General features: G+C 75.4%; 25 protein-coding genes. 9 read left to right on the plus strand and 16 right to left on the minus strand.

Annotated elements, in window-relative coordinates:
* Nucleotides 1-126: 126 nt before the first annotated feature.
* Nucleotides 127-552 carry a hypothetical protein gene (locus tag ACFVUH_RS32330; RefSeq protein ID WP_355367500.1) on the plus strand — a complete coding sequence of 142 codons (426 nt, stop codon included), beginning with the start codon at nucleotides 127-129 and terminating at the stop codon, nucleotides 550-552.
* A 60-nt stretch (nucleotides 553-612) separates the two neighbouring features.
* Here the strand turns inward: ACFVUH_RS32330 and ACFVUH_RS32335 are convergent, their stop codons facing one another.
* Complete coding sequence (locus ACFVUH_RS32335; protein WP_355367503.1) at nucleotides 613-1,056, minus strand: helix-turn-helix domain-containing protein; 444 nt, start codon at nucleotides 1,054-1,056, stop codon at nucleotides 613-615.
* Between the two features lie 168 nt (nucleotides 1,057-1,224).
* Here ACFVUH_RS32335 and ACFVUH_RS32340 point away from each other — a divergent pair, with 168 nt between their 5' ends.
* The gene (locus ACFVUH_RS32340) at nucleotides 1,225-2,520 is read left to right on the plus strand and encodes an MFS transporter (RefSeq protein ID WP_387917006.1); all 1,296 of its coding nucleotides are present in this window, start codon (nucleotides 1,225-1,227) and stop codon (nucleotides 2,518-2,520) included.
* Here ACFVUH_RS32340 and ACFVUH_RS32345 read toward each other — a convergent pair.
* The 3 genes from ACFVUH_RS32345 to ACFVUH_RS32355 form a co-directional block, all read right to left on the minus strand.
* A complete protein-coding gene (locus ACFVUH_RS32345) occupies nucleotides 2,510-3,487 on the minus strand; it encodes an endonuclease/exonuclease/phosphatase family protein (RefSeq protein ID WP_355367509.1) in 978 nt (325 codons plus the stop codon). The genes ACFVUH_RS32340 and ACFVUH_RS32345 overlap by 11 nt on opposite strands.
* Before the next feature lie 328 nt (nucleotides 3,488-3,815).
* A complete protein-coding gene (locus ACFVUH_RS32350) occupies nucleotides 3,816-5,396 on the minus strand; it encodes an LCP family protein (RefSeq protein ID WP_387917008.1) in 1,581 nt (526 codons plus the stop codon).
* Complete coding sequence (locus tag ACFVUH_RS32355) at nucleotides 5,389-5,988, minus strand: DUF6542 domain-containing protein (RefSeq protein ID WP_387917010.1); 600 nt, start codon at nucleotides 5,986-5,988, stop codon at nucleotides 5,389-5,391. Before ACFVUH_RS32355 ends, ACFVUH_RS32350 begins: the two co-directional genes overlap by 8 nt.
* Nucleotides 5,989-6,353: 365 nt before the next feature.
* Between ACFVUH_RS32355 and ACFVUH_RS32360 the strand changes: the two genes are divergently transcribed.
* Nucleotides 6,354-6,548 carry an antitoxin gene (locus ACFVUH_RS32360; RefSeq protein WP_355367518.1) on the plus strand — a complete coding sequence of 65 codons (195 nt, stop codon included), beginning with the start codon at nucleotides 6,354-6,356 and terminating at the stop codon, nucleotides 6,546-6,548.
* A 72-nt stretch (nucleotides 6,549-6,620) separates the two neighbouring features.
* On the opposite strand, the gene galE is transcribed toward ACFVUH_RS32360, so the two are convergent.
* The 3 genes from galE to ACFVUH_RS32375 form a co-directional block, all read right to left on the minus strand.
* Nucleotides 6,621-7,640 carry a UDP-glucose 4-epimerase GalE gene (gene galE / locus ACFVUH_RS32365; RefSeq protein ID WP_387917012.1) on the minus strand — a complete coding sequence of 340 codons (1,020 nt, stop codon included), beginning with the start codon at nucleotides 7,638-7,640 and terminating at the stop codon, nucleotides 6,621-6,623.
* 725 nt (nucleotides 7,641-8,365) lie between these two features.
* Entirely contained in the window at nucleotides 8,366-8,869 is a 504-nt protein-coding gene (locus ACFVUH_RS32370) for a hypothetical protein (protein WP_387917014.1), read from the minus strand.
* Nucleotides 8,870-8,956: 87 nt separating this feature from the next.
* Complete coding sequence (locus tag ACFVUH_RS32375; protein ID WP_387917015.1) at nucleotides 8,957-9,736, minus strand: sigma 54 modulation/S30EA ribosomal C-terminal domain-containing protein; 780 nt, start codon at nucleotides 9,734-9,736, stop codon at nucleotides 8,957-8,959.
* A 512-nt stretch (nucleotides 9,737-10,248) separates the two neighbouring features.
* Here ACFVUH_RS32375 and ACFVUH_RS32380 point away from each other — a divergent pair.
* Complete coding sequence (locus tag ACFVUH_RS32380; RefSeq protein ID WP_387917016.1) at nucleotides 10,249-13,284, plus strand: cytochrome P450; 3,036 nt, start codon at nucleotides 10,249-10,251, stop codon at nucleotides 13,282-13,284.
* A 106-nt stretch (nucleotides 13,285-13,390) separates the two neighbouring features.
* Here the strand turns inward: ACFVUH_RS32380 and ACFVUH_RS32385 are convergent, their stop codons facing one another.
* From ACFVUH_RS32385 to ACFVUH_RS32410, 6 genes are all read right to left on the minus strand, one after another.
* Entirely contained in the window at nucleotides 13,391-13,552 is a 162-nt protein-coding gene (locus ACFVUH_RS32385; protein ID WP_355367533.1) for a DUF6126 family protein, read from the minus strand.
* A 30-nt stretch (nucleotides 13,553-13,582) separates the two neighbouring features.
* Complete coding sequence (locus tag ACFVUH_RS32390) at nucleotides 13,583-13,939, minus strand: ArsR/SmtB family transcription factor (protein WP_387917018.1); 357 nt, start codon at nucleotides 13,937-13,939, stop codon at nucleotides 13,583-13,585.
* A gap of 215 nt (nucleotides 13,940-14,154) precedes the next feature.
* A complete protein-coding gene (locus ACFVUH_RS32395) occupies nucleotides 14,155-14,616 on the minus strand; it encodes a hypothetical protein (RefSeq protein WP_355367538.1) in 462 nt (153 codons plus the stop codon).
* A 198-nt stretch (nucleotides 14,617-14,814) separates the two neighbouring features.
* Entirely contained in the window at nucleotides 14,815-15,642 is an 828-nt protein-coding gene (locus tag ACFVUH_RS32400; protein ID WP_387917019.1) for a nucleotidyltransferase domain-containing protein, read from the minus strand.
* 298 nt (nucleotides 15,643-15,940) lie between these two features.
* Nucleotides 15,941-17,167, minus strand: a complete 1,227-nt coding sequence (locus ACFVUH_RS32405; protein WP_387917020.1) for a glycoside hydrolase family 3 N-terminal domain-containing protein — start codon at nucleotides 17,165-17,167, stop codon at nucleotides 15,941-15,943.
* Between the two features lie 145 nt (nucleotides 17,168-17,312).
* Entirely contained in the window at nucleotides 17,313-18,890 is a 1,578-nt protein-coding gene (locus ACFVUH_RS32410) for a PLP-dependent aminotransferase family protein (protein ID WP_387917022.1), read from the minus strand.
* On the opposite strand from ACFVUH_RS32410, the gene ACFVUH_RS32415 reads away from it, so the two are divergent.
* Entirely contained in the window at nucleotides 18,889-19,770 is an 882-nt protein-coding gene (locus ACFVUH_RS32415) for a methyltransferase domain-containing protein (protein ID WP_387917024.1), read from the plus strand. The genes ACFVUH_RS32410 and ACFVUH_RS32415 overlap by 2 nt on opposite strands.
* A 7-nt stretch (nucleotides 19,771-19,777) precedes the next feature.
* Here ACFVUH_RS32415 and ACFVUH_RS32420 read toward each other — a convergent pair whose 3' ends face one another.
* Complete coding sequence (locus tag ACFVUH_RS32420; RefSeq protein WP_380685201.1) at nucleotides 19,778-20,284, minus strand: MarR family winged helix-turn-helix transcriptional regulator; 507 nt, start codon at nucleotides 20,282-20,284, stop codon at nucleotides 19,778-19,780.
* Between the two features lie 99 nt (nucleotides 20,285-20,383).
* On the opposite strand from ACFVUH_RS32420, the gene ACFVUH_RS32425 reads away from it, so the two are divergent.
* The 4 genes from ACFVUH_RS32425 to ACFVUH_RS32440 all read left to right on the plus strand — a co-directional run bounded on the left by ACFVUH_RS32425 (nucleotide 20,384) and on the right by ACFVUH_RS32440 (nucleotide 24,870).
* A complete protein-coding gene (locus tag ACFVUH_RS32425; protein WP_387917026.1) occupies nucleotides 20,384-21,310 on the plus strand; it encodes an EamA family transporter in 927 nt (308 codons plus the stop codon).
* A 44-nt stretch (nucleotides 21,311-21,354) separates the two neighbouring features.
* Nucleotides 21,355-21,993, plus strand: a complete 639-nt coding sequence (locus ACFVUH_RS32430) for an NAD(P)-dependent oxidoreductase (protein ID WP_387917027.1) — start codon at nucleotides 21,355-21,357, stop codon at nucleotides 21,991-21,993.
* Between the two features lie 122 nt (nucleotides 21,994-22,115).
* Nucleotides 22,116-23,720 carry an alpha/beta hydrolase gene (locus tag ACFVUH_RS32435; protein ID WP_387917028.1) on the plus strand — a complete coding sequence of 535 codons (1,605 nt, stop codon included), beginning with the start codon at nucleotides 22,116-22,118 and terminating at the stop codon, nucleotides 23,718-23,720.
* Between the two features lie 157 nt (nucleotides 23,721-23,877).
* A complete protein-coding gene (locus ACFVUH_RS32440; RefSeq protein WP_387917030.1) occupies nucleotides 23,878-24,870 on the plus strand; it encodes a hypothetical protein in 993 nt (330 codons plus the stop codon).
* A gap of 128 nt (nucleotides 24,871-24,998) precedes the next feature.
* On the opposite strand, the gene ACFVUH_RS32445 is transcribed toward ACFVUH_RS32440, so the two are convergent.
* Entirely contained in the window at nucleotides 24,999-25,364 is a 366-nt protein-coding gene (locus ACFVUH_RS32445; RefSeq protein WP_387917032.1) for a hypothetical protein, read from the minus strand.
* Between the two features lie 144 nt (nucleotides 25,365-25,508).
* Complete coding sequence (locus ACFVUH_RS32450) at nucleotides 25,509-26,408, minus strand: neutral zinc metallopeptidase (RefSeq protein ID WP_355367571.1); 900 nt, start codon at nucleotides 26,406-26,408, stop codon at nucleotides 25,509-25,511.
* Nucleotides 26,409-26,734 lie beyond the last annotated feature (326 nt).

Raw genomic sequence — 26,734 nt, forward strand, 5'->3', positions numbered from 1 at the left:
CCGTTCACCCCGTCGGGGGAACGCCGGCCGCGCCACCCGTGCCACCGCGACGAAGACCTCCGCCGACGAGCCCGCGACGGCCGCCGGACCCACCGGCCGAGCCGATCCGAACAGTGGGAGGACCCAATGCTCCGCTCTCGCCCCAAGCGCTCGGCCCTCGGCGCCGCCGGCGCCCTCACCGCACTGCTGACCGCCTTCGCCGGCACCGCCCCGGCCCAGGCCGCGCCCGCCGCCGTCTCGCCGACCGTGTCGCCGACGGCCCCGTCCGGACACGTCCCGGCCAACAGCGACTACCAGTGCGCCCCGGGCAACCTCTGCACCCTGGTCTGGGACCCCACGACGGGCGACTACAAGATCTTCTACCTCTACACCTGCGCCCGCTACAGCCTCAGCGGCTGGAGCGGCCACGGGTTCTACGCCGACAACCAGACCAGCGGCACGAGGTCCTCGTTCTACGACGCGAACGGCCGCGCGCTGAAGTCCTTCACCGCCGACGGGGGCGCCAACCACACCCAGGACTGGACGCCCGTGCGGTCGATCCGGAACTGCTGACACCCCCCGGTCCCCCGCGCGCCCCGTCCACGACTCCGGTGGGCGGGGCGCAGCGCGCGGTCAGGGCAGCAGCACCTCGGCGTCGTCCGGTCCGAGCACCCGGCCGTCGGCCGCCCTGACCTCCACCCGGGCGACCGGCGCACCGGCGGCCCGGTCGACCAGGCGGGCGCGCGGCTCGTCGTCCGTGAAGAAGTACTGCTCGCCCCACTGGCGCAGCGCGGTGACGACGGGAAAGAGCGCCCGTCCCTTCTCGGTGAGCACGTACTCCTGGTACGGGCTGCCGTCGGCGGCCGGGGCCAGTTCGAACACGCCGTTGGCGACCAGGGTGGCGAGGCGGGCGGAGAGGATGTTCTTCGCCAGGCCGAGGTTCTTCTGGAACTGCCCGAAGCGGCGCAGCCCGTCGAAGGCGTCACGGACGATCAGCAGCGTCCAGCCGTCGCCGAGGACGTCCAGCGGCCGGGCGACCGGGCAGGCCGAGTCCTCGTGCGAGGTGCGTTTCGGCACGTGCCCCTCCTCTCACCTGCGGCCCCGCGCTCCGGCGGGGCCGGTTTCACCCTGCAACCCTATCGCGCCGACTGCCGACGACTACTGGTTGCTTAAAGAAACCTCTCCGTGCGAGGGTGATGCGGTAGCACTTTAAAACCACCCCGCCGCACGAAGGAGACCTCGCCCGTGCCCGCCCCCGTGGTCCCGCCCGCCCGTACCAACCGCACCGCCACCGCAACCGACACCGACTCCGACTCCGCAACCGCCCGTCGGCTCTCCCCCGCCGTCGCCTGGCTGTTCTCCGTGGCGAGCGGCCTGGCCGTCGCCAACGTCTACTACGCCCAGCCGCTGCTCGACCTCATCGGCGACGACCTCGGTATCGGCCGCGCCACCGTCGGCCTGGTCGGCACCCTCACCCAGATCGGGTACGCCGTCGGCCTGGTGCTCCTCGTCCCGCTCGGCGACCACCTAGACCGCCGGCTGCTGACCACCGCCCAGCTCGGCCTCTCCGTGGTGGCGCTCGGCGCCGTGGCCGTCGCCCCCTCGGCCCCGCTGATGCTGCTCGCCATGGCGGCGGTCGGGGTGCTCGCCGTGGTGGCGCAGGTGATGGTCGCCCACGCGGCCTCGCTCGCCGACCCCGCCGACCGGGGCCGGGTGGTCGGCGCCGTCACCAGCGGCATCGTGGTCGGCATCCTGCTCGCTCGGACGGTCGCCGGCACCATCGGCGACCTCGCCGGCTGGCGCGCCGTCTACGTCGTCTCCGCCGTCGCGACCGCCGCCATGGCCGTCCTCCTCGCCGCCGTCGTCCCGGCCGAGGCGCGCCGCCGGCCGGAACGGATCCGCTACCCGCGGCTGGTCGGCTCGGTCTTCACGCTGTTCGCCCGGGAGCCCGTGCTCCGGATCCGGGCCGGGCTCGCGCTGCTGATCTTCACCGCCGTCACCGTGCTGCTCACCCCGATGGTGCTGGCGCTGGCCGCCCCGCCGTTCGGGCTCAGCCACACCGTGATCGGGCTCTTCGGCCTGGCCGGCGCCGCGGGGGCGCTCGGCGCCGGGCGCGCCGGACGGCAGGCCGACCGGGGGCGGGCGCGGCGCACCCTGGCGATCGGGCTCGCCGCGATGCTCGCCGGCTGGCCGATCGCCGCGCTGCTGCCGCACTCGGTGTGGTGGCTGGTGCTCGCCACGGTGGTGATCGACTACGGCCTGCAGTCGGTGCACGTGGTCAACCAGCACCTGCTCTACCAGGTCCGCCCCGAGGCGCAGAGCCGGATGACCGCCGGCTACATGCTGCTCTACTCCGCCGGCAGCGCCCTCGGCGCGATCCTCTCCACCGTGGCCTACGAGCGGGGCGGCTGGACGGCCGTCTGCCGGCTGGGCGGCGGCGTCAGCCTGCTCGCGCTCGCCTTCTGGTGGGTCACCGACCGCAGTGCCTCCGCACACGGCGCCGATGACCGGGACGCGGCCGGGAGCACCGTCAGCCCGTGACCGCCAGCTCGGCGACCACCGCGCGGTGGTCGGTGCCGCGCACCGTGTGCTCGGACACGGACACCGCGCGCAGCGCCTCCCCGTGCAGCACGTGGTCGATCTGGATCAGCGGCCACAGACCGGAGAAGTAGGTGCCGGACTCGGGCCAGGTCGGCGCGACGCCGCGCCCGAGTTCGGCGTGGCTGTCCGTGAGGCCGGTGTCGAGCAGGTCCCGCATCGGCGTGTGGTCGAGCGTCGCGTTGAAGTCCCCCAGCAGGACGGCGTTGCGGGTGGCTCCGGTCACCGCCGCCCGCAGCCCGTCGAAGTCCTCCGCCCAGCGCCGGGCGTCACCCATCGGATAGTAGGTGTGCACGGCCGTCAGCCGGACGGTGCGTCCGCCGACCGCCACCTCGGCCGCGATCTGGTCCCGGGCCGCCTCCGGGGCCGAGGCGTCCAGCGGGGTCAGCGGCAGCCGGGAGTAGATCGCGGTGTCCCGGCCCGGCCGCGCCTCCCGGTACGGCAGCACCTCGGCGATCCCCGCCCGGTCCAGCCGGTCGGCGGCCCCGGGGCCGAACTCCTCCACCGCGAGCACGTCGACCCGCTGCTCGCGCACCAGCCGGACGAGTGCGTCCGCGTCGGCCCGGCTCAGGTAGGCGTTGCTGGTCGCGACCCGCAGCCGCGGTGCGCCGGCCGCCGGGGCTCCACCGCCGTCCGGGACCAGCCTCGGTACCAGCCAGACGAGTTGCACCGCCACCAGGACTCCGGCCACCGCGGCCGGCCACCACGAACGCAGGGCCAGCAGCACGCCGAGCGCGACCAGACCGGCGAGCGCCGCGTACGGCAGCCCGACCACGGCCATCGCGAGCCATGTCCCGTCGTCCCACCCGCCGAGGCGGACCGCCGTCAGCGCGGCCTCCACGGCCGCCACGACCCCGCAGGCCCCCACCAACACCCGCCGCAGCCACAGCCGCCGGCCCGCCCGCGCCACCCGATCTCCCTCGTCCGCCACTCCGGCCCCGCGCCCGCCCTCCGGTCCCAAGACGCCCCGACCCGCGTCCCGGTTCCCCCGCACGGACGAGGGCGCCGCGCCCGGGGCGGCTTCCGCCGGTCCCGGGCACGGCGCGGTGCATCGGGCGAGGGCCGGACCGATCCGGTCGTTGAGGACCACCCGGTGCCGGCCGGGGTCCGTGCCGTCGCACGTCACCGTCGCCGCCCGGGCCCGGGTGCAGGGACATCGGCAGCACCGATCACCGCCGAACTGCTGGAGCCGGGCTGCGCGTTCGTCCGAACGGGCCGTACCGGCCGGCCGTCGCACCTCAGTCCACGCAGGGGATGCCGCCCGCCTTGACCGCCGGACCCTGCATGGGCAGGTCGGGGGTCGGGTCGTCGGTCGGCGCGGCCGTACCGGCGGAGCTGGACGGCGCGGGCGTGCGGGCGGCGGCGAGGGTGACGACCACGTGGCCGGACGGGACCGCGGAGGAGGCGGTGGCGGTGGCGCCGTAGCGGGCCGCGACCTGCTCGGCGTCGGCCTTGGCACCCGTGCCGTAGGCGACCGTCGTCGCCTTCGCCCGCCCGGCGGCGGCCGTCTCGGTCGCCTTGCCCGCCGGGTAGCCGAGTTCGGCCAACGCCTTGGACTCCGCGGCGGCCGCCTCCGCGCTCGCGCCGTGGACGTCCACGACGACCCGCGCCTTGCTCGGTGCGGCGGACGGCCCGGCGGCGGACGGCCCGGTGGTGGCAGGCGCGGCGGCGGACGGCTCGGCCGGCGCGGTGGACGCCGCCGCGTCGGGTGCGGCCGGCGGCGGCTCGTGCCCGAACACCTGCTTCACGATGCGCTTGATCTGGTCCGGGTCGACCGTGTTGACCTCCTGGCCGCCGATCGTCTTGAACCCGGTGATCGGCAGCGTGTTGAACTCGACGTTGCCGCCGGTCAGGTTGGGCGCCTGCTGGGCGAAGTCGAGCACGTTCCACTGGTCGTCGATCACCACGTCCTTCTTCACCACGTCGAACAGCCGCTGGAGCTGGCCGAAGTCGCTGACCACGCCCTGCTGCTTGAGCTTGTACACGACCGAGGAGATGAAGGCCTGCTGGCGGTGGGTCCGGTCCAGGTCGCCGTTCTTCAGGTGGTGGCGCTGGCGGACGAAGGACAGCGCCTGCCGGGCGTCGAGCGAGCTGACGCCCGCCGGGAGCTTGAGCCCGGTGCCGCCGCCCTCGTGGGTCGCCGTCCGGGCCACGATCGGATCGTCGACCGGGTTGTTGAGGCAGACCTGGATCGGCTCGACGGCCTTGGCGATGTCGTAGAAGCCGATCAGGTTCACCTCCGCGAAGTGGTCGATCGGGATGTCCAGGAAGGCCTGCACGGTCTGCAGGGTCGCGGCCCGGCCGGCCTCGCGGCTCTGCCGCTCCAGCTCGGACTTGGACAGCCCCTTGCCGCCCAGCTTCTGCTCGGCGGCCTCCTTGGCGATCCCGTAGGCCTCCTTGATCTTGTGCATCTTCCCGTCCGCGCCGACGGTCTGCACGTAGTCGTCGCGCGGGACGGACAGCGCCGTCACCTTGCCGCCGTTGGCCGGTATGTGCAGGACGATCAGCGCGTTGGTGTTGTAGCCGCCGATCTCGCTGGATCCGGCGTGCAGCTCGTCCTCGACGAACTCCTTGGGGAGGTCGTTGCCGTCCATGTCCTTGCGGCTGTCGAGGCCGATCAGCAGCAGGTTGACGGACTTGTCGAGGTGCGCCGGCGCGTTCTTCTTCGCCTCGGTGAGCGCGGCCGACTTGACCATGCCGCCGTCCAGTTGGCGGTACTCGTACCAGGTGAAGCCGCTGGCGCCGAGGACGGCCACCGAGACGGTGCCGGCGAGGACGCGGCCGGCGACGGTCAGCGGACTGGTGCGGGACTCAGCCACGGTGGCTCCTCCGGGTGGGGGTCGGGGTCCGGCCGGTCCGGGTCCCGCCGGTCACGGTGTCGGGCGTCGCGGTGCCGTGCTTCGCGGTGCCGTCCTTCGCGGTGCCGTCCTTCGCGGAGTCGGACGTCTCCGGTTCGCGGGTTCCGGCGGCCCGGCGGCGGTCGGCGGACCGCCGGCCCCGGCGGGCGCGCCGGTCGAGGACCACCCGCACCACGACGACCAGCAGCGCGACCGCCACCGCCCACGCCATCACCGGGAACGCGCCGACCACCCAGCGCACCGCCGCCGAGGCGAGCGCCTTGCCCTGGAGGCCCTCGCGGTCGGCGAGGTAGGCGGTGCCGGCCCGGGCGGCCAGCACCACGGGCGGCGCGGCCATGACGACCCACCAGCGCCCGGCCCGGCCGCAGAGCGCCGCCGCGACGCCGGAACCGAGCACGGCACCGGCCGCGAACAGCACGCCGCCGCCCGACCCGGTCAGTTCACCGGCCACCGCGCCGAGCAGCGGCAGCCCGACCGCGGCGAGCAGCACCGGCAGCGCGCCGCCCGAGCGCCGGGCCCCGGCACGGCGGTCGGGCGTACGGCGGTTGCCCATGCCCCGGTCGCCCGTGCCTCGGTCGCCCGCGCTTCGATCACCCGTGCGGCGATCGCGGCCGGTCGCCCGACGCGGGGCGGCCCGGCGCTCGGCTGCCCGGCGCGGGGCCGGCACGGGGGCCGCGCCGGAACGCGGTCCGGCCTCCCGCTCCGAGGTTCTCGCTCGTTGCCCGGCCATGCCCCACACCCCTTCCGCGGTACCCGCCAGCGAACTTCTACAATGCTGTAGAACAAGCCAGGAGCATACAAACCCACCCCTGCAAAGTCATCCCGCCGGGCCCCCGCCCCGGGGAAACGCCAGCTCAAGGGCCAGGTCGTCGGCGGCTAGGATGGCCGCGAACGCGCCGGACGAACAGAAGGACCATCATGTTCGAGAACCTCAAGAACCTCGCCGACAAGGCCACCGACCTCGCCCGCGAGCACAGCGGCGCCATCACCCAGGGCCTGGACAAGGTCGCCGACGTCATCGACGACAAGACCGACGGCAAGTACAGCGGCCAGATAGACACCGCCGCCGACAAGGCCAAGGACTTCATCAACGGTCTCGACGAGTCCAAGTAACGCCGGCACCGCGCCCCGGCCCGGGCCGGTCGAACGCGGACCCGGCCGGGCCGGGCGGGCTCCGGACGAGGATCAGACGGTGGCGGCCAAGCGGGCCGACCAGCGGGCCCGCCAGGCGAGCGCGTCCACGACACCCTCGGCGATGGTCCGGCGCGCCGTCCAGCCGAGCAGTTCGCGCGCGGCCGTCACGTCGCTGTAGCAGCCGAGGACGTCGCCGGGCCGCGGCTCGGCCTCCCGGACGTCCAGCTTCGCGCCGACCGCCTGTTCGAAGGCGGTCACCAGTTCGCGCACCGTGGTGCCGTCACCGGTCCCGATGTTGACGACCCGGTAGCGCTCCTCCCCGGCGGCCCCGACCACCTCGTCGAACCGGAGCAGCGCGGCGACATGGGCCTCGGCGACGTCCTGGACGTGGACGTAGTCGCGGATGCCCGACCCGTCCCGGGTCTCCCAGGCGACCCCGGTGATGGTGAACGGCGTGCCGTCGGTGTGCGCCTCGATCAACTTGCCCAGCGCGTGGGTCGGCCGGAGGTCCTGCAGCCCGGTGCGCAGCTGCGGGTCGGCGCCGATCGGATTGAAGTACCTCAGCGCGATGACCCGCGTCCCGTCGGCCCCGTCACCGCGCGTCCAGTCCTGGAGCACCTGCTCCATCATCTGCTTGGTGCGCGCGTAGGGGCTGTTCGCCTCGACCGGGCAGGACTCGTCGACCCGGCCGGTCGGCGTGGGCCGGTAGATCGAGGCGGAACTGCTGAAGACCACCCGGGTGCAGCCGTTGCGCTGGAGCGACTCCAGCAGGTCGACGGTCTTGCCGACGTTCTCGCGGTAGTAGAACAGCGGCCGGGAGACCGATTCGGGGACGACGATCCGCGCGGCGCAGTGCAGGGCGGCGTCGATGTCGGGGTGTTCGGCGAAGATCCGGTCGACCAGCTCCGGATCCGCGATGTCCCCCTGGTAGAACTCCCGGCCCTCGACGAACTCGGCCCGGCCCCGGGAGAGGTCGTCGAGGACGACCGGGGTGATGCCCGCGTCCAGCAGGGCGGACGCCACGGTGCTGCCGATGTAGCCGGCTCCGCCGGTGATCAGTACCTTGCGCACGACAGGACGCTCCTTGCCTCGGGCGGGCGCCCGGTGGCGCCCGTGGGGGTGGGGACGCCGGGTTCGCATGCGACGGTTCCCGGCCTTCCGGAGAACGCCCGTTCGGGACCAGTACGGCGGCTCGACGGCGGGACCGGTGGCGCGCGCCGGGCGTGCGCGCCCCCATGGGGGCGCGCACCCACCCCGACGGGGGCGCGCGCCGGACGATGCGGCTACCGAGCGCGGGGCGGACAATCCGCGGCAGCGCCGGGCAGGGGAGCGGCCCGACGGCCACCGCGCACAAAGCGGAGCCGGGGAGCGTACTCGGGGGGTGTACGCTCCCCGGCAGGGGGTGGTGGCGGCCACCGCACCGGTCGTCCGGGGGTCCGGACACCGGTTGCCGTGACCGGAATGCTAGACCTGCGCGCAGGTCGTGACCAGAGCTCTGACCAGCCAAATTCCCGTCCAGGACATGCCACTTGACCCCCAGGAACCGCTCCGGCCCCGCCCGGCCCGACGGTCCGTCGACCATCGGGCGGAGGCCCGTCCGTCCCGCACCGGGCGACGGAGCGCCGAGGCACGACGAGCGCCCGGCCGCCCCCGGCACGCCTCCCCACGCGCCCTTGAGCCCCCGGGTGCCCCCCGGAACCGGCTCGCGCGGAGCGGCCGGATCCGGACGGTCGGCGGAAGCACCGTCCGTCACACCCCGCCCGCCTGCGCCCCGTTCGCCCGGGCTCCGCTCAGGCTCAGGCCGCGACGTCGAGCCGCTGGACCGCGAGGCGGGGGGCGCCGTGCCGGTGCAGCCCGGCGAGGCCCGCGGCGAGCCGCCCCGGATCCCCGGTCAGCCAGAACCCCAGTGCGGCGGCCAGCGCCGCGCTCGCCGGACCGATCCGCAGCCCGCTGACGGCGGCGATCCGCTCACCGACCAGCGGGAGCAGGTCCGCGACCGGGGCCGGCAGCCAGAGGGTCACCGCGCACGGGGCGGGCCGGGCCAGCACGCGCAGCAGCCGCGAGACGCCCGGGTCCCCGGCGACGGCGGGCAGCACCCGCCCGGCCGGCGGCACGGGCAGCACAGGCAGCACAGGCAGCACAGGCAGCACAGGCAGGACGTGCAGGCCGGGGATGACGTCCAGCAGACCGTCCACGACCACGTCCGACACGTCGGTGCCGTGGCCGCGCGCGAGTTCGCGCAGCAGGGCCCGCTCGGCGGCCGTGATCCTGACGGTCAGCATGACTTCTTCGCAGTCCATGGTCCCAGTTCCCGTCGAGAGCGTGAGGGTGTGCTCGTCCGTTGTCGGTCGTGTACCGGTCAGCCCGTGCCGATCATTACCTGCCCGTCAGTGGGCTCCCGCTATCGGCGTGATCAAGCCATAGTGGCCGTCGTAGCGGCGGTAGAGCACCCGGCCGCGGCCGTCGCCGGGATCGGCATGGAACACGAACGGCCAGCAGGTGAGCCAGAGTTGGCGGGCGGCCTCGGCCGGATCCAGCCGCGGCGCCGGGTTCGGGCTCTCGGTGAGCGACGGCCCCCGGCTGCCCGGCCGGGCCGTGGAGTGCACCCGGACCAGCCGGAACCCGCCGTCGCCGGGCCTGCGGTGGACCAGGCTGTCCTGACCGGTCAGCGCGTCCGAGAAGAGGTGGAAGCGGTAGTCCAGCGCCAGCATCTCGCGGACCGCCTGCTCGGGCGTGCGGCGGGCCAGTCGCACGGACTTGTGCCGGACGATCCGCCGGTCGGCGAGCGGACGCGCCGCGTACTGCGGCCGCCAGGAGCTCTCGTACGCCGAGGCGAGCCCTATGTCGCCCAGCTCGCGCAGCCGCGCGGCGCGCCCGGCGAGCGTGCCGAGCGCCAGGTCGACCGCCTCGCGCACCGCCACGGTGGCCAGTTCCACCCGCACCCGTCCGGCGCCCTCCAGGTCCACCGAGGCCTGCGCGACGGCGGGCCTGGTCACCGACCGGTCGCGCGGCCGGGTGAGCCGCAGCCGTGCGGCGTGCGCGTCCGGCCCGAGGTCCGTGATCAGCGCCAGCGACCGGGCCCGGGCGTACTCGGCGTCCTCCCGGGGCAGTTCGCCCCGGATCTCCACACGGACGTCGAGGGCTGGCCGGTGGCGCAGACGGGTCATCAGAGGGTCCTCCTTCGTTCTGCACCATGCTGGACCGGTGCGCACCGTCCCGCCGAGGGCCGAAAGGCCCTGCCCGCCAGGCAGGACGGCCCGGTCGGACAGCCGTGCCGGCCTTCGAGCGGGCACGCGGACCGGCACCCGCTCCGGCCTCCGCGCCAGCACCCGCGAGGGGTGGCGTGCGGGGTGGCGCGACCGGATCCGAGGACCGCGCCCGACGGCGCGCCCTCATCGGGACACGCCGCGCACACCTTGAGGACACTCCACCGATGGAGTGATCCATCCGGGTCCGGCGCAACGCTCGCGGTACCGGCGCGTTTCCCATGGCGTGCGCCCTCTGTCCGTGGCGCGCGCGGGGGTCTGCGTCAACAGGCTTCCGAATCCCGGCTGTCGCGGCGGCGGCTCCGGTGGTACCGCAGCAGCGCCGGGCCGGCCGACCGGTCCGACACCCGGCCGGACACACCGGTCCGTCCCACCGGTCCGTCCCCCCGGTCCATCTGGTGAGAGGTGATGTCATGATCCTGACGAATGAGACCCGCAGACCGCCTGCCCCGCCCAGAACCCCCCCGGCGGAGAGCCGCGCGGCCGTCCCCCCGCTCGCCCCCGGCGCCGTGCCCGGCCTCGGCCACGCCCCCGCGCTGCTGCGCGACCCGCTCGGTTTCCTCGGCTCGCTCTCCCGGCACGGCGAGGTGGTCCGGATCCGGCTCGGGCCACGCACGGTCTGCGTGGTCACCGACGCCGCCCTGGTGCACACCCTGCTGGTGGCACTCGCCCACGACTGCCCGCGCGGCGCCGTCCAGGACACCCTCAAGACCGCCTTCGGCGACGGCCTGCTGATGTCCGAGGGCCGCGCCCACCGCGACCGCCGCCGGATCATCCAGCCCGCCTTCGGGGCGGACCGGATGGCCGAGTACGTCGCCGTGATGCACCGGGTCACCGAGGAGCGGGCCGGGCGCTGGCGCCCCGGCGAGGTGCTCGACGTGGGCAAGGAGATGAACCACCTCGCACTGGAGATCGTCACCCGGGCGCTGTTCGACGCCCGGCTGAGCGAGGACGCCACGCTCGCCTTCCACCGGGCCCTGCCCGACATGGTGAAGGGCCAGATCGTCCAGTCGCTCTACCCCCACCGGTCCTTCGCGCGGCTGCCGCTGCCGGTCAACCGGCGGTTCGACGCGGCCGTGCGGGTGCTCAACCAGGTCGTCGACCAGGCGGTCAACGGCACCGCGCCCGGCGACCCGTTCGAGAACGCCTTCGAGAGCGCGTTCGGCACCGCGCCGGACGGCGGCTGCCCGGTGACCGGCCCGGGCGGCCGGCGCGGCGCCTCGCTGCCCGCGCTGCTGCGGGCCGCCGTCGACCCCGCGACCGGCCGGCCGCTCACCGAGGCGGACGTCCGCTCCGAGGCGATCACCATGTTCGGCGCCGGCACCGAGACCGTCTCCACCACGCTCACCTGGCTGATCGACGAGCTGATCCGGCACCCCCGGGTCGAGGCTCGCGTGCTGGCCGAGCTGGACGAGCACCTCCCGGCCGGCACCGTGCCCACGCCCGAGGCACTCGCCCGCCTGAGCTACACCCGCGCGGTCACCCAGGAGGTCGTCCGGCTGCACGCGCCGAACGCCTTCCTGATGCGCACCGCGCGCGAACCGGTCGAGCTGGGCCGGTACCGCATCCCGGCCGGCACCGAGCTGCTCTACAGCCTCACCGCGATCCACCGCGACCCCGCGCTGTACCCGGAGCCGCTCCGCTTCCACCCCGGCCGCTGGTACGGCGACGGCCGGGCGACGGGCGCGGCCGGCGGCGGGGGCGCGGTCCGGCAGGCGTTCCTGCCGTTCGGGGCCGGCAAGCACAAGTGCATCGGCGAGGCCTTCGCGTGGGCCGAGCTGACCGTGGCCGCCGCCGCCATCCTGCGCCGCTGGCGCCCGACGGCCGTCCCCGGTTCGCGGGCCCGCGAGGTGGTGTGGACGACCGTCCAGGCCCAGGGCCTGCGGGTGCGGCTCAACCCGCGCGGCGGACGCGCGCCGCACGCCTCCGGCCTGCGCCGCACGCCGTCGGCGGGCCTCGACGACACGCCCGCCCAAAGGATCCCGATCATCGGTCCCCGCCGGCCCGACGCCGCTCCGCGCCGGTCCGACTCCGCTCCGCGCGGTCCGCACGGCTCACAAGGCACGGACGGCCCGCGACCGGGCGAGGGGTGTCCGGTGGCCGCCGCCGGTCCGGCGGCCCCCGGCGGAGCGGCCGTCCCGGTCGAACCGGTGCGGCCCCCGGGCTCGGCGGGGCCCCGACGCCCGGCCGTGCTCCCCGCCCAGTCCTCGCTCGCCACCCGCCGGTCCGCGGCCGCGGACCGCGCGCACGTGAGGGCGCCGCAGACCGCCGCCCGGCCGGCCGAGCGCAGCGCCGCACGCACCGGTTCCCCCCGTGCCGGCGGCGCCACCCGAAGCATCACGGCCCTCCCCGCGCGCCCGGCCACCTACCTGGGCCCGCTCACCACCCTCGTGCCGGTCACTACGCTGGGACCACCCGCGATCGTCCGGCAGATCACCACGGCCGGGCGGCTCGCCGCCGCCCCCCGGCCCGAGGCACGGCCCTTCCCGGCCACGCCCCCGGCCGCCCGGCGCGCGCCCCACGCGCTGCGCCCGCAGGACGAGCCGCGCGCGCCGGGCGAACTGCACGCCGCCGAGGCCCGGCACAGCGCCTGGGCGCTCGCCCACGGCCTGCTCGCCCCGGAGGACCTCGCCCGCTACCACACCTACGCGCTGCCCGAGCTGATCGGCCACTCGTACCCCCGCGCCCGCGACACCGAGCTGGACCTGCTGATCGACATCCTCGGCTGGTTCACCATCCTCGACGACCGCTTCGACGGCCCGCCCGGCCGCGACCCCGTCGAGGCCCGTGCGATCGTCGAGCCCCTGCTCGCCGTCCTCGCCGGGCGGCCCGTCCCCACAGGCACCTCCCAACCCCACCTGCTCGACGCCTGGCGGGAGTTGTGGCAGCGCCAGAGCGCCCCCATGCCGCCCGGCTGGCGGCGGCGCGCCGCCACCGAGTGGCGCTCGTGCCTGGAGACCTTCCTCGCCGAGACCGCCCACCGGGCCGCCCGCACCCAGCCCGACCTCGCCGAGACGGTGCGGCTGCGCCGCCATGCGAGCTGTCTCTACCCGTTCATGGACATACTGGAGCACGTCCACGGCGGCGAGGCACCGGCCGGACTGCACGCGGACCCCGCGCTGCACCGCCTGCGCGCGAACACCGCCGACGCGGCGACGCTGATCAACGACCTCTACTCGGCGGACCGCGAGGAACGCCAGAACGTCGCGGCCTTCAACACCGTGCTCACCCTGCAACGGATCCGCGGCTGCACCCGCAGCCGGGCCGCCCGCGCGGTCGGGGCCCGGATCGCCCGGCTGACGGCGCAGAGCGAGGAGCTGCGCCGCAGTCTGCAGGTGCGGCACCCGGCGGGCCGGTGGTACCTCGACGGCACCCGGGAACTGGTCGAGGGCGTCTACGCCTGGACCAGCACCAGCCGCCGCTACACCGGGGAGGACACCGCGCACTGATCCCGGTCGGCGGCCGTCCGACCGCACCGGACCGGTCCCGGCCGCCACCCGGCCGGGACCGCCCGGAAGGGCCCGGGCCGGGCCGGCCGCACCCAGGGCGTCCCGGTCACTTCCGGCCGCCGAGGGCGAACAGCAGCAGCACGAACCCCGCGAACAGGTGGGTGGCGAAGATGTAGATGCCCGCCCGGATCAGCATGGCCTTGCGCCGTGCCTTCTCCTCCCGGGTGGCGCTGTCCTCCCGCCCGCGCTCGCCGGTGTTCTCACTCATGGCTGGGCACTCCTTCGCTCGACGGGCCGGTCATCGGTCGCCCGCGGGCGAGGCCCCGGCCTGCGGCGCGCGCAGCTCGGTGAGCAGCGTGCCCTGGTCGGTGATCAGCTCGGTCAGGATCCGCCGCGCGGCGCGCAGCAGTTCGGCGACATCCGGCGTGCTCAGGGCGTAGACGACGGTGTTGCCCTCGCGGGTCGCCGTGACCAGCTGGGTGCGGCGCAGCACCGCGAGCTGCTGGGAGAGGTTCGAGGGCTCGATCTCGATCGCGGCCAGCAGTTCGCGCACCGGGCGCGGTCCGTCCTGGAGCAGCTCCAGGACGCGGATGCGCACCGGGTGCCCGAGCGTGCGGAAGAACTCCGCCTTCGCCTGGTACAGCGGGACCGGCATCGTCCGTCACTCCCTGCTCGTCGCCGGATGGGGTCCGGACGGGCCGTGGATCGGCCTGTTCGGCGGGAAGCATCATCGTTGCAGGTGAAGATTTCTTCAAGTCGTCACGGTCGGCCGGCCGCGCGGGAGGGAAGGAACGGGCGGAAACAGGACGGGCCCGGGGTGACTCGCACCCCGGACCCGCCCACCCCCGTCAGTCCGCTAGGACAGCGTCATCAGCCGGGCACCACGACGTCGATGGTCACCGGAGCCGGGGACCACGGGAAGGTGGCGGCGCTGAAGCTGCCGTGCACGGTCGAGCCGGCCGGCACGGTGCCGCTCACGCCGGGAACCTTGACGGTGCTGCCGGCGAAGTGGGCCGGGCCGCTGACGGTGCCGAGCGAGGCGCCGCCGACGACGTTGCCGGAGATGCTGGTGATCAGGTCGACGCTCGGCGGCCACGGGGTGCCCGGGCTCGGCGGGCCGGCCAGGCTGATCTCGCCGTACAGCTGGACGCTGTCGCCGGTGATCTCCGCGCACACCCGGGTCGACAGGCCGGCCTGCAGGCCGGAGGCGCCGCAGGTCACGGTGGTGCCGGTGGTGGTGGTCTGGGCCGCGTTCGCCTGGGCCGGGACGGCCAGCAGGGCCGCCGCGCCGGCGATGCCGGCCGCGGTCAGGGTGAGTCGGTTCATCCGCATGATTCCGCTCCTCCGCTTTCTTCTCTTCGTTCTCATGGGCATCTCAGTGCCACATGTGACATGTCACATGTGGCATGTCGAAACTCTGACAGATGAATCGCATGCCGAAAAGGACCAAGATCCAAACAGTTGATGATCAGACTGGAAACTGGCCTTGGATGGCGTGATCAAGGCCTTGACCAGTGCCGATGCCTCCCGCTACTCCCCGAGAGGCAGCCGGTCCACCCCCAGCCACCGGGCGCTCTCGATCGCCATGTCCATGAACGCGAGCGCGTCGGCCCGCCGGACGAACGGGTTCGGGTAGAGCGAGCGCCCCCGCCCGCCGGCGCGGATCCGCAGGCACTCGTCCACGATCCGGTGCCACCGCTCGTCGAACACCGCCCGGGCGTACTCGCCGGCGCCGCGCTTGGAGGCGATCCGCCCGGTGGCCAGCGTGTAGTGCAGCCGGCTCACCCCGAGCACGCCCCAGACCGGCCCCGACCCGTTCAGGCAGGCCAGCCCCGGGCGCGACGCCAACCGGGACGAGCGCCGCCACCACGGGCGCCAGTACTCCTCCAGGTTGGCGACCGTCCAGCCGGCCAGCTCCTCCGGATTGGTGTCGATCATCAGTTCCTGGGCCCGCGGCCCGCACAGCGTGACGCCGTGCCGCGCCAGCGTGTGCCAGAGCACCGGTGTGCGGTCCGAGGCGACCCGGTGCCGGACCGTCCCCCCGAACACGTGCGGACCCGGTGGCGCCTGCGCGGGCGGGCCCGCCAGCTCGTCCCAGGTGAGGTAGGGCCCGTCGAAGGCGGGGCGCGGATAGCGCACCGCGAGCAGGGCGTGCGCGCGTTCCAGCCCGCCGAGCTGCTCCGCCGTGACCGGATCCGCGGTCACGGCCACGAAGTCGATGTCGCTCCGTGCCGGGTGGAAGTCGTCCAGGGCCGTCGAACCGACCACGTACAGGCCCTCGACCAGCCCGGGCGAGGCGGCGTCGGCCAGGGCCAGGTAGGCATCGGCGATCTCGTGTACGAGAGGGTGCACAGTCACGGCGGAAAGCCTGCCATCAGGATGACCCTCCGTGTCCGCTCGTTTCCGCTGAGGATCGGCGCGTGTTGATCGCTCGTGCACCCTCTTCGCGCCACCCTCGCCCCTTTTCGCGCCACCCCCGCGCCACCTTCGGCCTCCCTCCGCCCCCTCGGGGACCTCCGGAACCCTCCGGCCGGTCGGGTCCGGCCCGTTCGCGGACCGGCTCGGCGCGATTCCGGTCCACTGCCGTGGCATGCGTGATCGCGGGTGACCGCGCGCCGCGGGAGGCCGAGCGCTCCAAGGGGCCGCGGACCGTCCGTCAGGAGCCGGCCAGCGAGGCGCGGAGGGCGTCGACCCGGTGGACGGCCTCGGTGAACCCGGCTTCGTCGAGCCGGCCGCTGTCGAGGGCGGCGGCGAGGGCCGCGACGGCGGCGGCGCCCTGCCCGACCTCGCGGCCGGAGCAGAGCAGGAGGTCCATCCCGGCGTCGGCGGCGGCGACCGCCCGCTCGCCGGCGTCACCGAAGGAGGCGAGCGCGCCGGCCTCCAGGGCGTCGGTGATGGTCACCCCGCGGAAGCCGAGCCGCTCGCGCAGCTCGCCGTGGACGACGGCGCGCGACAGGCCGGCCGGGCGGTAGGCGTCCAGGGCCGGGTAGACCGCCCAGGAGGCCATCACCAGCCGGACCCCGGCGGCGATGGCGGCGCGGTACGGCTCCTCGTCGCGCGCCCGCAGGTCCGCGAGCGGGACGGGGAGGACGACGGGTTCGGCATCGGTGTTCGCGCCGGCCGGGGCGGCCCCGAGGCCCGGGAAGTGCTTGGCCGTCGCGGCCACCCCCAGGCTCTGCTGCGCGGCGAGGAAGGCGGAACCCAGTTCGGCGACCACCTCCGGCTTCTGGCTGTACGAGCGCTCGAAGTGGTCGATGAAGTCGTCGGGCGCGTCGTAGACGTCGAGCACGGGCGCGAGGTTGACGTTCAGGCCCGCCCCGCTCAGGGTGCGGGCCGCTCCGGCCCCGGCGCCGGCGGCCGCACCGGCCGGGTCGGGGGCCAGGCCGGTCTGCTTGGCGGAGAGCTCCGGGGCGCCGGGCAGCCGGCGGATCCGGCCGCCCTCCTGGTCGGTCATCAGCAGCAGCGGCGCGGCCGACGGGGCCTCGGCCGCGGCCTGCCGCAACTGGCCGACGGCCGCCTGGAGCTGGGGCAGCGAGGGGACGTTGTCCTTGAAGAGGATGACGCCGGCGGCGCGGCCCGCGCGGATGGTGCTCAGCAGTTCGGGCGGCGGGGTGGGCCCGGGGTACGAGTATACCACCCGCCGGCCGGCGAGCTGGAGCGCATCGGTGGTGGACACGGGGGTGGTCCTCTCCGTAGGGGTGGAGTGGGTCGGAGCCGTCGCCGCGGGTTCGGTCCGCTCCCCGGGGGGATCCGCCGCTGCGCCCCGGACGGGCAGGGCGAGCGGGGAGAGCGGGGACAGCGGGGTGGACGAGGCGGACGGGGCCAGCGCGGAGAGCAGCAGGGCGAGCAGGGCGAGACGGATCGTTCGGCGGGATATCGGCATCCGGCCTCCCTCGGTCGGTCGGGTCCGGGCGGTCCGGGGAGCGGCTCGCGTCCGGGTTCGCCCGGGGCGCCCCGGCCGGGACGGCGGGGCGGCTGCGGCGCGCCCGCCGTCGGCACCCCGCGCGGTGCGCGAGGTGCCACCAGCCTCACCCGGGCAACGGTCGGCCCGCCTCCCGGAGCAGCCGTCCGAGGACGGCGACGCCCTCCTCGATCTCGCCGGGCGCGACGGCCGCGTAGCCGAGGACGAGCCCGGGCGGGTGCGGCAGACGGGCGTGCCAGGACAGCGGTTGCACCTTGACGCCACGGGCCAGCGCCGCCGCGGCGAGCTCGGTGTCGGTGCGGCCCGCGCCGTCGGGGAAGGTGACCGTGAGGTGCAGCCCGGCCGCCGCGCCGTGCACGACGGCGCCGGGCAGATGGGCGGCGACGGCCGCGGTCATCGCGTCGCGGCGGCGCCGGTGGCGCGGGCGCAGCAGCCGCAGGTGGCGTTCCAGCGCACCGGAGTCCATCAGGTGGGCGAGGACGAGTTGCGGCAGCGCCGGGTTGCCGAGGTCGCTGAGCCGCTTGGCGTCGACCAGCAGGTCCCGGTAGCGGGCGGGGGCGAGCATCCAGCCGGTGCGCAGCGCGGGGGCGAGGAGCTTGGAGACGCTGCCGAGGTAGAGGACCTGCTCGGGGAGGACGCCGCGCAGCGCGGGCACCGGCGGGCGGTCGTAGCGGTGTTCGGCGTCGTAGTCGTCCTCGATGACGAGCCCGCCCTCGGCCGCCCACCGGAGCAGTTCGCGACGGCGGGCGCCGCCGAGCACCACGCCGGTCGGGAACTGGTGGGCGGGGGTGAGCAGGACGGCGCGGGCGCCGGTGGCGCGCAGCGCGTCGACCCGGATGCCCTCGGTGTCGACGGGGACCGGCGGGGTGGCGGTGATCCGGTGGCCGAGGTGCTGCCGGGTGCCGAGGGAGCCCGGGTCCTCGACGGCGACGACGTCGAGGCCGACCGTGCGGAGCACCTCGCCGGCCAGGGCGAGCGCCTGGGCGGCCCCGGCCACGACGAGGACGTCCTCGGGGTCGGCGCGGATGCCGCGGTTGCGGCCGAGCCAGTCGGCGACCGCGCGGCGCAGCGCGGGGGTGCCGCGCGGGTCGCCGTAGCCGAGGTCCCGGGCGGCGAGGTCGTGGAGGACGGCGCGTTCGGCGCGCAGCCAGGCGGTGCGGGGGAAGGCGGCGAGGTCCGGGACTCCGGGCGAGAGGTCGATCCGGGCGGGGGCGTTGCGCAGGGTGTCGAAGCTAGCCGGGACGAGCGGGCCGTCGAACGGCGAACCGGGCGGGGGCGCGGCGACGCGGGCGGGGCCGGGTACGGGGGCGGGCACGCGGGCGGGGACGGGGGGCGGCTGGGGCGCCGAGGGGTGGGGGAACGGGTCGACCACGACGGTGCCACCCCTGCCCCGGCCCGCGATCCGGCCCTCCTCGGCGAGCCGGCGGTAGGCGTCGGTGACCACGCCGCGGGAGACCCGCAGGTCGGCGGCGAGCAGGCGGGTGGCGGGCAGGCGGCTGCCCGCCGGCAGCCGGCCGTCGGCGATCGCCTGCCGCAGCCGGCGGGCCAGCCAGTCGGCGAGTCCGCCGGCCACAGCCTCGCGGGGGTCGAGCTGGAGGAAGTCGGCACCGGCCGTTGTGGACCTGTCGACCGGCCATTCATTGGACCTGGGCACGGGTCCATTGTCCCGGGAGGGTGGAGGCATGACCACGAGCACCCCCCAGTCCGCCGCGCTCCGCCCCGAGCCGGCCGCCGACGCCGCCCCCGCTGCCGCCGCCGACACCGGCTACGTCCACGGCTACTCCCCCACCGAGGCCCGGCGCCTCGGCGAGCAGGCCGACACCCTGGCCGCCCTGCTGCACGCCGGCACCTCCTACCCGGCGGGCAGCCGGGTCCTGGAGGTCGGGTGCGGCGTCGGCGCGCAGACGGTGCACCTGCTGACCGCCAACCCCGGCGTGCTGCTGACCGCCGCCGACGTCTCGGCGGACTCGCTCGCCCGGGCCCGGGACCGGGTCGCCGAGCAGCTGCCCGGCGCGGACGTCCGCTGGCACTGCGGCGATCTGCACCGGCTGCCCTTCCCCGACGGCTCCTTCGACCACCTCTTCGTCTGCTTCGTCCTGGAACACCTCGCCGACCCGGCGGCGGCACTGGCCGCGCTGCGCCGGCTGCTACGGCCCGGCGGCACCGTCACCGTGATCGAGGGCGACCACGGCTCGGCGTTCTTCCACCCGCGCGGCGCGGCGGCGCAGCGGGTCGTCGACCACCTGGTCCGGCTCCAGGCGGACGGCGGCGGGGACGCCCTGATCGGGCGCCGGCTGTACCCGCTGCTCACCGGCGCCGGGTTCCGGGACGTCGCGGTGGGACCGCGCACGGTGTACGCGGACGGCGCCCGGCCGGCGCTGGTCGAGGGGTTCACCCGGCGCACCTTCGTGGCGATGGTCGAGGCGGTGCGGGGCGAGGCGGTCGAGGCCGGGCTCAGCACGGCGGAGGCGTTCGACCGGGGCGTCGCGGAGCTGCGCCGCGCGGCGGAGCCGAACGGGACCTTCCACTACACCTTCTTCAAGGCGGTCGCGGTCAACCCCTGAGCGGTGGTCACCCGGGGCCGTCGCCGAGGGTGGCGAGCACCGTCCGCAGGGCGTCGACGAAGGCGGCGGTCCGCGCCTCGTCCAGGCCGGCCAGGACGCGGCGCTCGGTGGCGAGGTGGTCGGGCAGGGCGCGGTCCATCAGGGCGTACCCCTCGTCGGTGAGCGCGACCTCGCGGCTGCGGCCGTCGGAGCCGCTGGGGGTGCGGGTGACCAGGCCGCGGGCCTCCAGCCGGTCGAGGCGCTGGCTGATCGCCCCGGAGGTGACCATCGCGGACTGCATCAGGCCGGTCGGGGTGAGCCGGTACGGCGGGCCGCTGCGCCGCAGGGTGGCGAGCACGTCGAAGGAGGCGGCGTCGAGGTCGTGCCGGGCGAAGGTCTCCTTCAGCTCGGCGTCGACCAGGCGGCTCAGCCGCTTGAGGCGGCCGATCACCTCCATCGGGGAGACATCGAGGTCGGGACGCTCCGCGCCCCACTGCCGGACCACCCGGTCCACATGATCTTCGCGCTCTGCCATGCCCTCCACCCTAAACGATGCCTTAGCGGTGAGATACCTCACAGCACCCGACCGCCCACTCCCCGCCCAGATTCCTTAGCGCTGAGATACATTGGCTTAGTGCTAAGGAATCGACTCGCCGTCGTGCTGCTGACCGCCCTCGCGCCCGCCATCTGGGGCTCCACCTACCTCGTCACCACCGAACTGCTGCCGCCCGGGCGGCCGCTGCTCGCCGGAGTGCTCCGCGCCCTGCCCGCCGGACTGCTGCTGATCGCCCTCACCCGCCGTCTGCCGAAGGGCAGCTGGTGGTGGCGCTCGCTCGTCCTCGGAGCCCTGAACATCGGCGCCTTCTTCGCCCTCCTCTTCGTCGCCGCCTACCGCCTGCCCGGCGGGGTCGCCGCCACCGTCGGCGCCGTCCAGCCGCTGATCGCCGCGGGCCTGTCGGCCGCGCTCCTCGGCGACCGCCTCTCCGCGCGCACCCTCGTTTCCGGCATCGCCGGGGTGGCCGGGGTCAGCCTGCTCGTACTGCGCGCCAACGCCCAGCTGGACGCCCTCGGCATCGTGGCCGCACTCGGCGGCGCGGTGGTGATGGCCACCGGCGTCGTCCTCTCCAAGCGCTGGACCTCGCCGGCCCCGCTGCTCGCCACCACCGGCTGGCAGCTCACCGCGGGCGGCCTGCTGCTCCTTCCGGTCGCGCTGCTGGTCGAAGGGCCGCCGCCGTCCCACCTCACCGGCGCCAACCTGCTCGGCTACGGCTACCTGAGCCTGATCGGCGCGGCCGTCGCGTACGCACTCTGGTTCCGCGGCATCCGCGCCCTGCCGCCCACCTCGGTCACCTTCCTCGGCCTGCTCAGCCCCGTGGTCGCCACCGCACTCGGCTGGCTGGTGCTCGGCCAGGACCTCGCGCCCGTCCAGGCCGTCGGCGCGCTGATCGTGCTCGGCGCGCTCGTCGCCGCGCAGACCCAGCGGCCGCGCACCCCGTCGAAGGTCGCCGCCGGGGCACCCGCCGCGGCTGCCACCGGCACCCGCGACCGCCAGACCGTCTGACCGTCCCCCGCTTCCCTCCCGACCGACCTCCAGGAGAACTCCCCATGCGCATCACCGTGTTCGGCGCGAGCGGCAACGTCGGCAGCCGGGTCGTGGCCGAGGCCGCCGCCCGCGGCCACCGGGTCACCGCCGTGCTGCGCGCCCCCTCCCGCCCGCACCGGCTCCCGCCGACGGTCGCGACCGCCACCGGTGACGCCCGCGACCCCGCCGACGTCCGCCGCCTCGCCGCCGGCCAGGACCTGCTGGTCGCGGCCACCCGACCGGCCCCCGGCCACGAGGACGAACTGGCCACCGCGACCAAGGGCCTGCTGGCCGGCCTGACCGGAACGGGCGTGCGGCTGCTGGTGGTCGGCGGCGCCGGCAGCCTCACCCTGCCCGGCGGCAACGGCGTCACCCTGGTGGACGCCCCGGACTTCCCCGCCGCCCTGCGCCCGATCGCCGACGCCTGCGGCGAGCAGCTCGCCCTCTGCCGCGCGGACGCCGAGGCCGACTGGACCTACCTCAGCCCGGCCGCCCTGCTCGAACCGGGTGAGCGGACCGGCCGCTACCGGCTGGGCCGCGACGAACTCCTCGTCGGCCCGGACGGCACCTCGGCCATCTCCATGGAGGACTTCGCCGTCGCCCTCCTCGACGAGGCCGAGCACCCCGCCCACCACCGCCTCCGCTTCACCGTCGGCTACTGAAGCGTCCCCCGGGAGGGGGGCCGACCTGAAGCTGACTTACCGTCAAGGGTGGTCCAGGCACCCGGGGGAAGACGGGCGCCTACTGGATCGACCACGACCGTTCCGGCGGCCATGATCGACCCATGACCACGCCGAGCACATGGACCACCTCCGCCGCACCCACCACACCCACCGCACGGACCGGCCGGATGCGCCGCCCCGGGCTCTCCGCCCTCGGCCGACGCACCGCGGCGCTACTCGCCTTCGTCGCGCTGGCCCAGACGGCGGGCACGGCCGGCTCCGTCGCGGTCCCCACCGGACCGGCCTCGGCCGCCGTCCCCGCCCGCTACGCCCACCAGCGGCTCGACTGGCAGCCCTGCGCGGACGAGGCCGCGCTGGAGTGCGCCACCATGACCACGCCCCGGGACTGGCATCATCCCGGGCGTGGCCCCGACCTCACCGTCGCGGTCTCGCGGCACCGCGCGAGCGAGCCCGGCCGGCGGATCGGCACCCTGCTGACGGCCGCCGGCGGCCCCGGCGGCAAGGGCCTGCTGCGCCCGGCGGACTTCGTCACCAAGGCGCCCGCGCTGGGCGCCGCCTACGACGTCGTGGGCTTCGACCAGCGCGGCGTCGGCCGGAGCACCCGGGCCGTCTGCCAGACGCCCGAGGAGTTCCAGGCGTTCTTCGCCGGGGACTTCCGCGACGACACGCCGGCCGACCGGGCCCGGGTGATCGCCGCCTCGCGCGGGTTCGCCGCCGACTGCGAGCGGCGCAGCGAGGGCCTGCTCCCCCATCTGACGACCGAGCAGACCGCCCGGGACCTCGACCTGCTGCGCGCCCTGCTCGGCGAGCGCCGGGTCAGCTTCTTCGGGCCCTCCTACGCCACCAGGATCGGCGCGTACTACGCGACGCTCTTCCCGCAGCGGGTCGAGCGGATGGTGCTGGACAGCAACACCGGCTTCGACGGCACCTGGGAGCGGTTCCAGCAGCGGCTGCCGATGAGCTTCCAGCGCCGGTTCGAGGAGGACTTCCTGCCCTGGCTGGCCGCCCGGGACGCCACCTACCACTACGGCACGACCGCCACCGAGGTGAAGGCCCGCTGGGAGGCACGCCGGGCGGCCCTGCGCGAGCACCCGGTCGTCGACGGCCCGCTCACCATCGGGCCCAACCAGTTCGACAACGGCGCCATCCAGGTCGTCTACCGCGCGAACAACTTCCCCCTCCTGGCCACCGCGCTGACCGCGCTCGACGACTGGCCGAACGCCGAGCCCTCCGCCCGCACCGCCGCCCGGCTGGTCTTCGGCCAGTACCTCGACCCGGAGTTCCTCGCCGAGTACTTCGCCGTCACCTGCAACGACACACCGTGGACCCGCGACCTGTCCGTGTGGGCGGAGCGGGGCGCCGAGAGCACCGCGCGCTGGCCGCTGGTCGGGGCCCGCATGCTCGCCTTCTCCGCGGTCTGCGCCTCCTGGCCGGCGCCGACGGCACCGCCGGTGCGGGTCACCGGCGCGGGTCTGCCGCCGACCCTGATGCTCAACTCGGTGCACGACCCCGCGACCCCCATCGAGGCCGCGCTGTCCGCGCACCGGGCGCTGCGCGGCTCGCGCCTGGTGACGGTCACCGGCAACGGGGACCACGGCCAGTACCCAGGGCCGAACCCGTGCGTGCGCTCCACCGTGGAGTCCTACCTGCTCGCCGGGACGCTTCCGCCCGACGACCTCACCTGCCCGTCACCGGAGGCGGGCTGACCCGCCCGCCGGAGCGCGGGAGCTCGCCTGCCCCGGCCGGCGCACGCCCTTCGCGATCCCCGGACGGCGGTGGCGGCCCCCTGATAGCTTGCCCGTGCGGCGTCAACTGATCTGACGCCCAGTCGATTTGACCATCGTCCAAGGGGGGACCTGGGAGATGTCGCACCGTCCGCTGTCCGCACTGCTCGCCGTCCTGCTCGCCCTGCTGGGCGCGGCCGCACTCGCACCGGCCGCCGCCTCGGCACCGGCCACCGTCCCAACGCCGGCCGCACCGACCGCCGGAACCACGCAGGCCGCACAGACCGCCGGTCTCGACCCCGCCACCAACCCCGTCCTCGCCGCCGGCTGGTCCGACTGGCAGGACCTGGGCGGTGCGGCGATCAGCGCCCCGGCCGTCTCGTCCTGGGCCACCGGTCGACTCGACCTGTTCGTCGTCGGTGGCGACAACGCCCTCTGGCACCGCTGGTACGACAACGGCACCTGGTACGCCTGGGAGTCCCTCGGGGGCAAGCTGACCGGCAATCTGTCGGCCGTCTCCTGGGGCCCCGGCCGCATCGACGTCGTCGGCTCCGACTACACCGGCTCCCACCTGGTCCACCGCTGGTACGACAACGGCACCTGGTACAACTGGGAGGACCTCAGCGGCGGTGTGACGGCGGTCAACCCCGCCATCAGCTCCCAGGGCCTCGGAAAGCTCGACCTCTTCATCGACAACGGCCAACTGCTCCACCGGTCCTACGCCAACGGCGCCTGGACCGGCTGGGAGAGCCTCGGCGGCGGCCTCGCCAGCGCGCCGGCCGCGGTCTCCTGGGGCCCCGGCCGCATCGACGTCGTCGGCCGTGCCACCGACGGCCGGCTCCGCCACACCTGGTACAGCAACGGCCTCTGGGCCGCCTGGGAGACGCTCCCCGCCCAGATCAGCGGCAACCCGGCGCTCTCCTCCCGGGGAGTCGGCCGGCTGGACGTCTTCGCCGCCGGCCCGGGCAGCCACATCTGGCAGAGCTCCTACGATTCCACCGGATGGCACCAGTGGAGCGACGTCGGTGCCGTCGGAGTCCCGGTGGCGGGCGCCGTCTCCTGGGCCGCCGACCGGATCGACCTGTTCACCCTGGGCACGCAGAACCAGGTCGAGCACAAGTGGTACTCCTGACCATCGCCGCGAACCGGCTCTGACCGCCCCCGGCCGACGGACGGACGCGGCCGTCCGTGGCGGGATCCTCCCCCCGGAGGACCCCGCCACGGACGGCGCCGGCCGGCGGACGGGCGGCCCTCAGCGGGTCAGGGGCGGTCGAGCGTGATGGAGTTGATCGGCGTCAGATCGGCGTAGACACCCGTCTGGGCGGCCAGGTCCTCGCCGCAGCCGGCGCCGTTGGAGCCGGTGCACAGGTGGGCGTGCGCCCCGCCGGACTGGTTGTTGAGCACCCAGTGCCGGCCGATCTGGTTGCGGAGGTTGTGGGCGCCGTAGCTCCAGAAGACGTCGGTCGGCGGCCTGCTGGTGTCGGCGTCCTGGGCGTAGACGCAGACCGCCCCGTACGGACAGCCGTCCCAGGAGCCGTCAGCGGCCCGGGCGCCGGAGGCCCCCGCCGTGGTGGCGGCAACGGCCGCGAGGGCGAGCGCGGCGGCGGCGTGCAGGATCTTGCGCATGGTGGTTCTCCCTCAGGTGCTGGTCCGGCCCGTTGTCCGGCCGGTGCTCAGCAGCGTAGGAAGCAGCCGCCCGCCCCGGTCCCTGACGGATGACAGGGTGCCGGGGCGGGCGGGCGGGACGGGCGCGGCGGGCGAGCGGAGGGGTCAGCGCTGCGCGGCGAAGGTGTCGCAGCGGGCCGGGTCGCCGGTGCGGTAGCCGGTGGTGAACCAGGTCTTGCGCTGGTCGGAGGAGCCGTGGGTCCAGGTGTCGGGGTCGATCCGGCCGGTGGCCTGCTTCTGGATCCGGTCGTCGCCGACGGCCGCTGCGGCGTCCAGCCCCTGGGCGATGTCCTGGTCGGTGAGGGTGCTGATCAGCGGCCGTCCGGTGGAGGCCTGCGGGGTGGTGGTGGCGTGGTGGGCCCAGACGCCCGCGTAACAGTCGGCCTGGAGCTCCAGTTTGACCGAGGCGCTGTCCCGGCCCTGCCGGTCCTGGCCGACCTTCTGCATCGTGCCGGTCAGGTTCTGGATGTGGTGGCCGTACTCGTGGGCGACGACGTAGGCCTCGGCGAACGGGCCGCCGCGCGCGCCGAAGCGGGTGGACAGCTCGTCGAAGAAGCCGAGGTCGAAGTAGGCGCGCCGGTCGCCGGAGCAGTAGAACGGGCCGACGGCCGAGCTCGCCGCGCCGCAGGCGGTGGAGACCCGGCCGGTGAACAGGACCGTCTCGGCGGGCCGGTAGGCGACGCCGGACTTGGGCAGCTGGCCGCCCCAGTAGTCCTGGAGGCTGTTGGTGACCGCGACGATCCGGCAGTCCTGGCGACGATTGGCGTCGGCACCCGTCTTGCAGGCCTGCTGCACCTCCCCCGCGGTGGTGGTCCGGCCGGACCCGGCGCTCGATCCGCCGCCGTCGGAGAGCCCGAGGATGCTCGGGTCGACGCCGAAGAGCACCGCGATCAGCACGGCGACCAGACCGACCGCGCCACCGCCGATGGCGATCTTCCCGCCGGGGATGCCGCGCCGGTCGTCCACCTGCGAGGTGTCGAGGTCGCCCTGGTCGTCGAACTGCATTCCGGTCCGTCCCTTGTGGTGCCGACGGCGCCCGCGGCGCCGGGCGGCCGGGCCCGGCCGCCCGGCCACGGTAGCGGCTCCGCGGGCCGCCGCCGAAAACGGACGCGCAGGTCAGCAGCGGTTCCCCGGGGCAACGGAACGGTCGGTGACCTGCCGTGGCGAGGCCGTCACCCGCTGCCGGGGGACGGAGCGTTCGCAGCCGCGGGCCCGGCCGTCAGGGACGCCTCGGTCCGACGTCGCACCTCCTCCCGGAGACCCGGCGCCGGGCCCCCCCCCCCCCCCGCGGGGGGGCCAGGGCCCCCGCCCGGGCCGGGCCCCCCCAACCC

Origin of the sequence: Kitasatospora sp. NPDC058032, assembly GCF_042885845.1 — a bacterium.
Taxonomy (GTDB): domain Bacteria; phylum Actinomycetota; class Actinomycetes; order Streptomycetales; family Streptomycetaceae; genus Kitasatospora.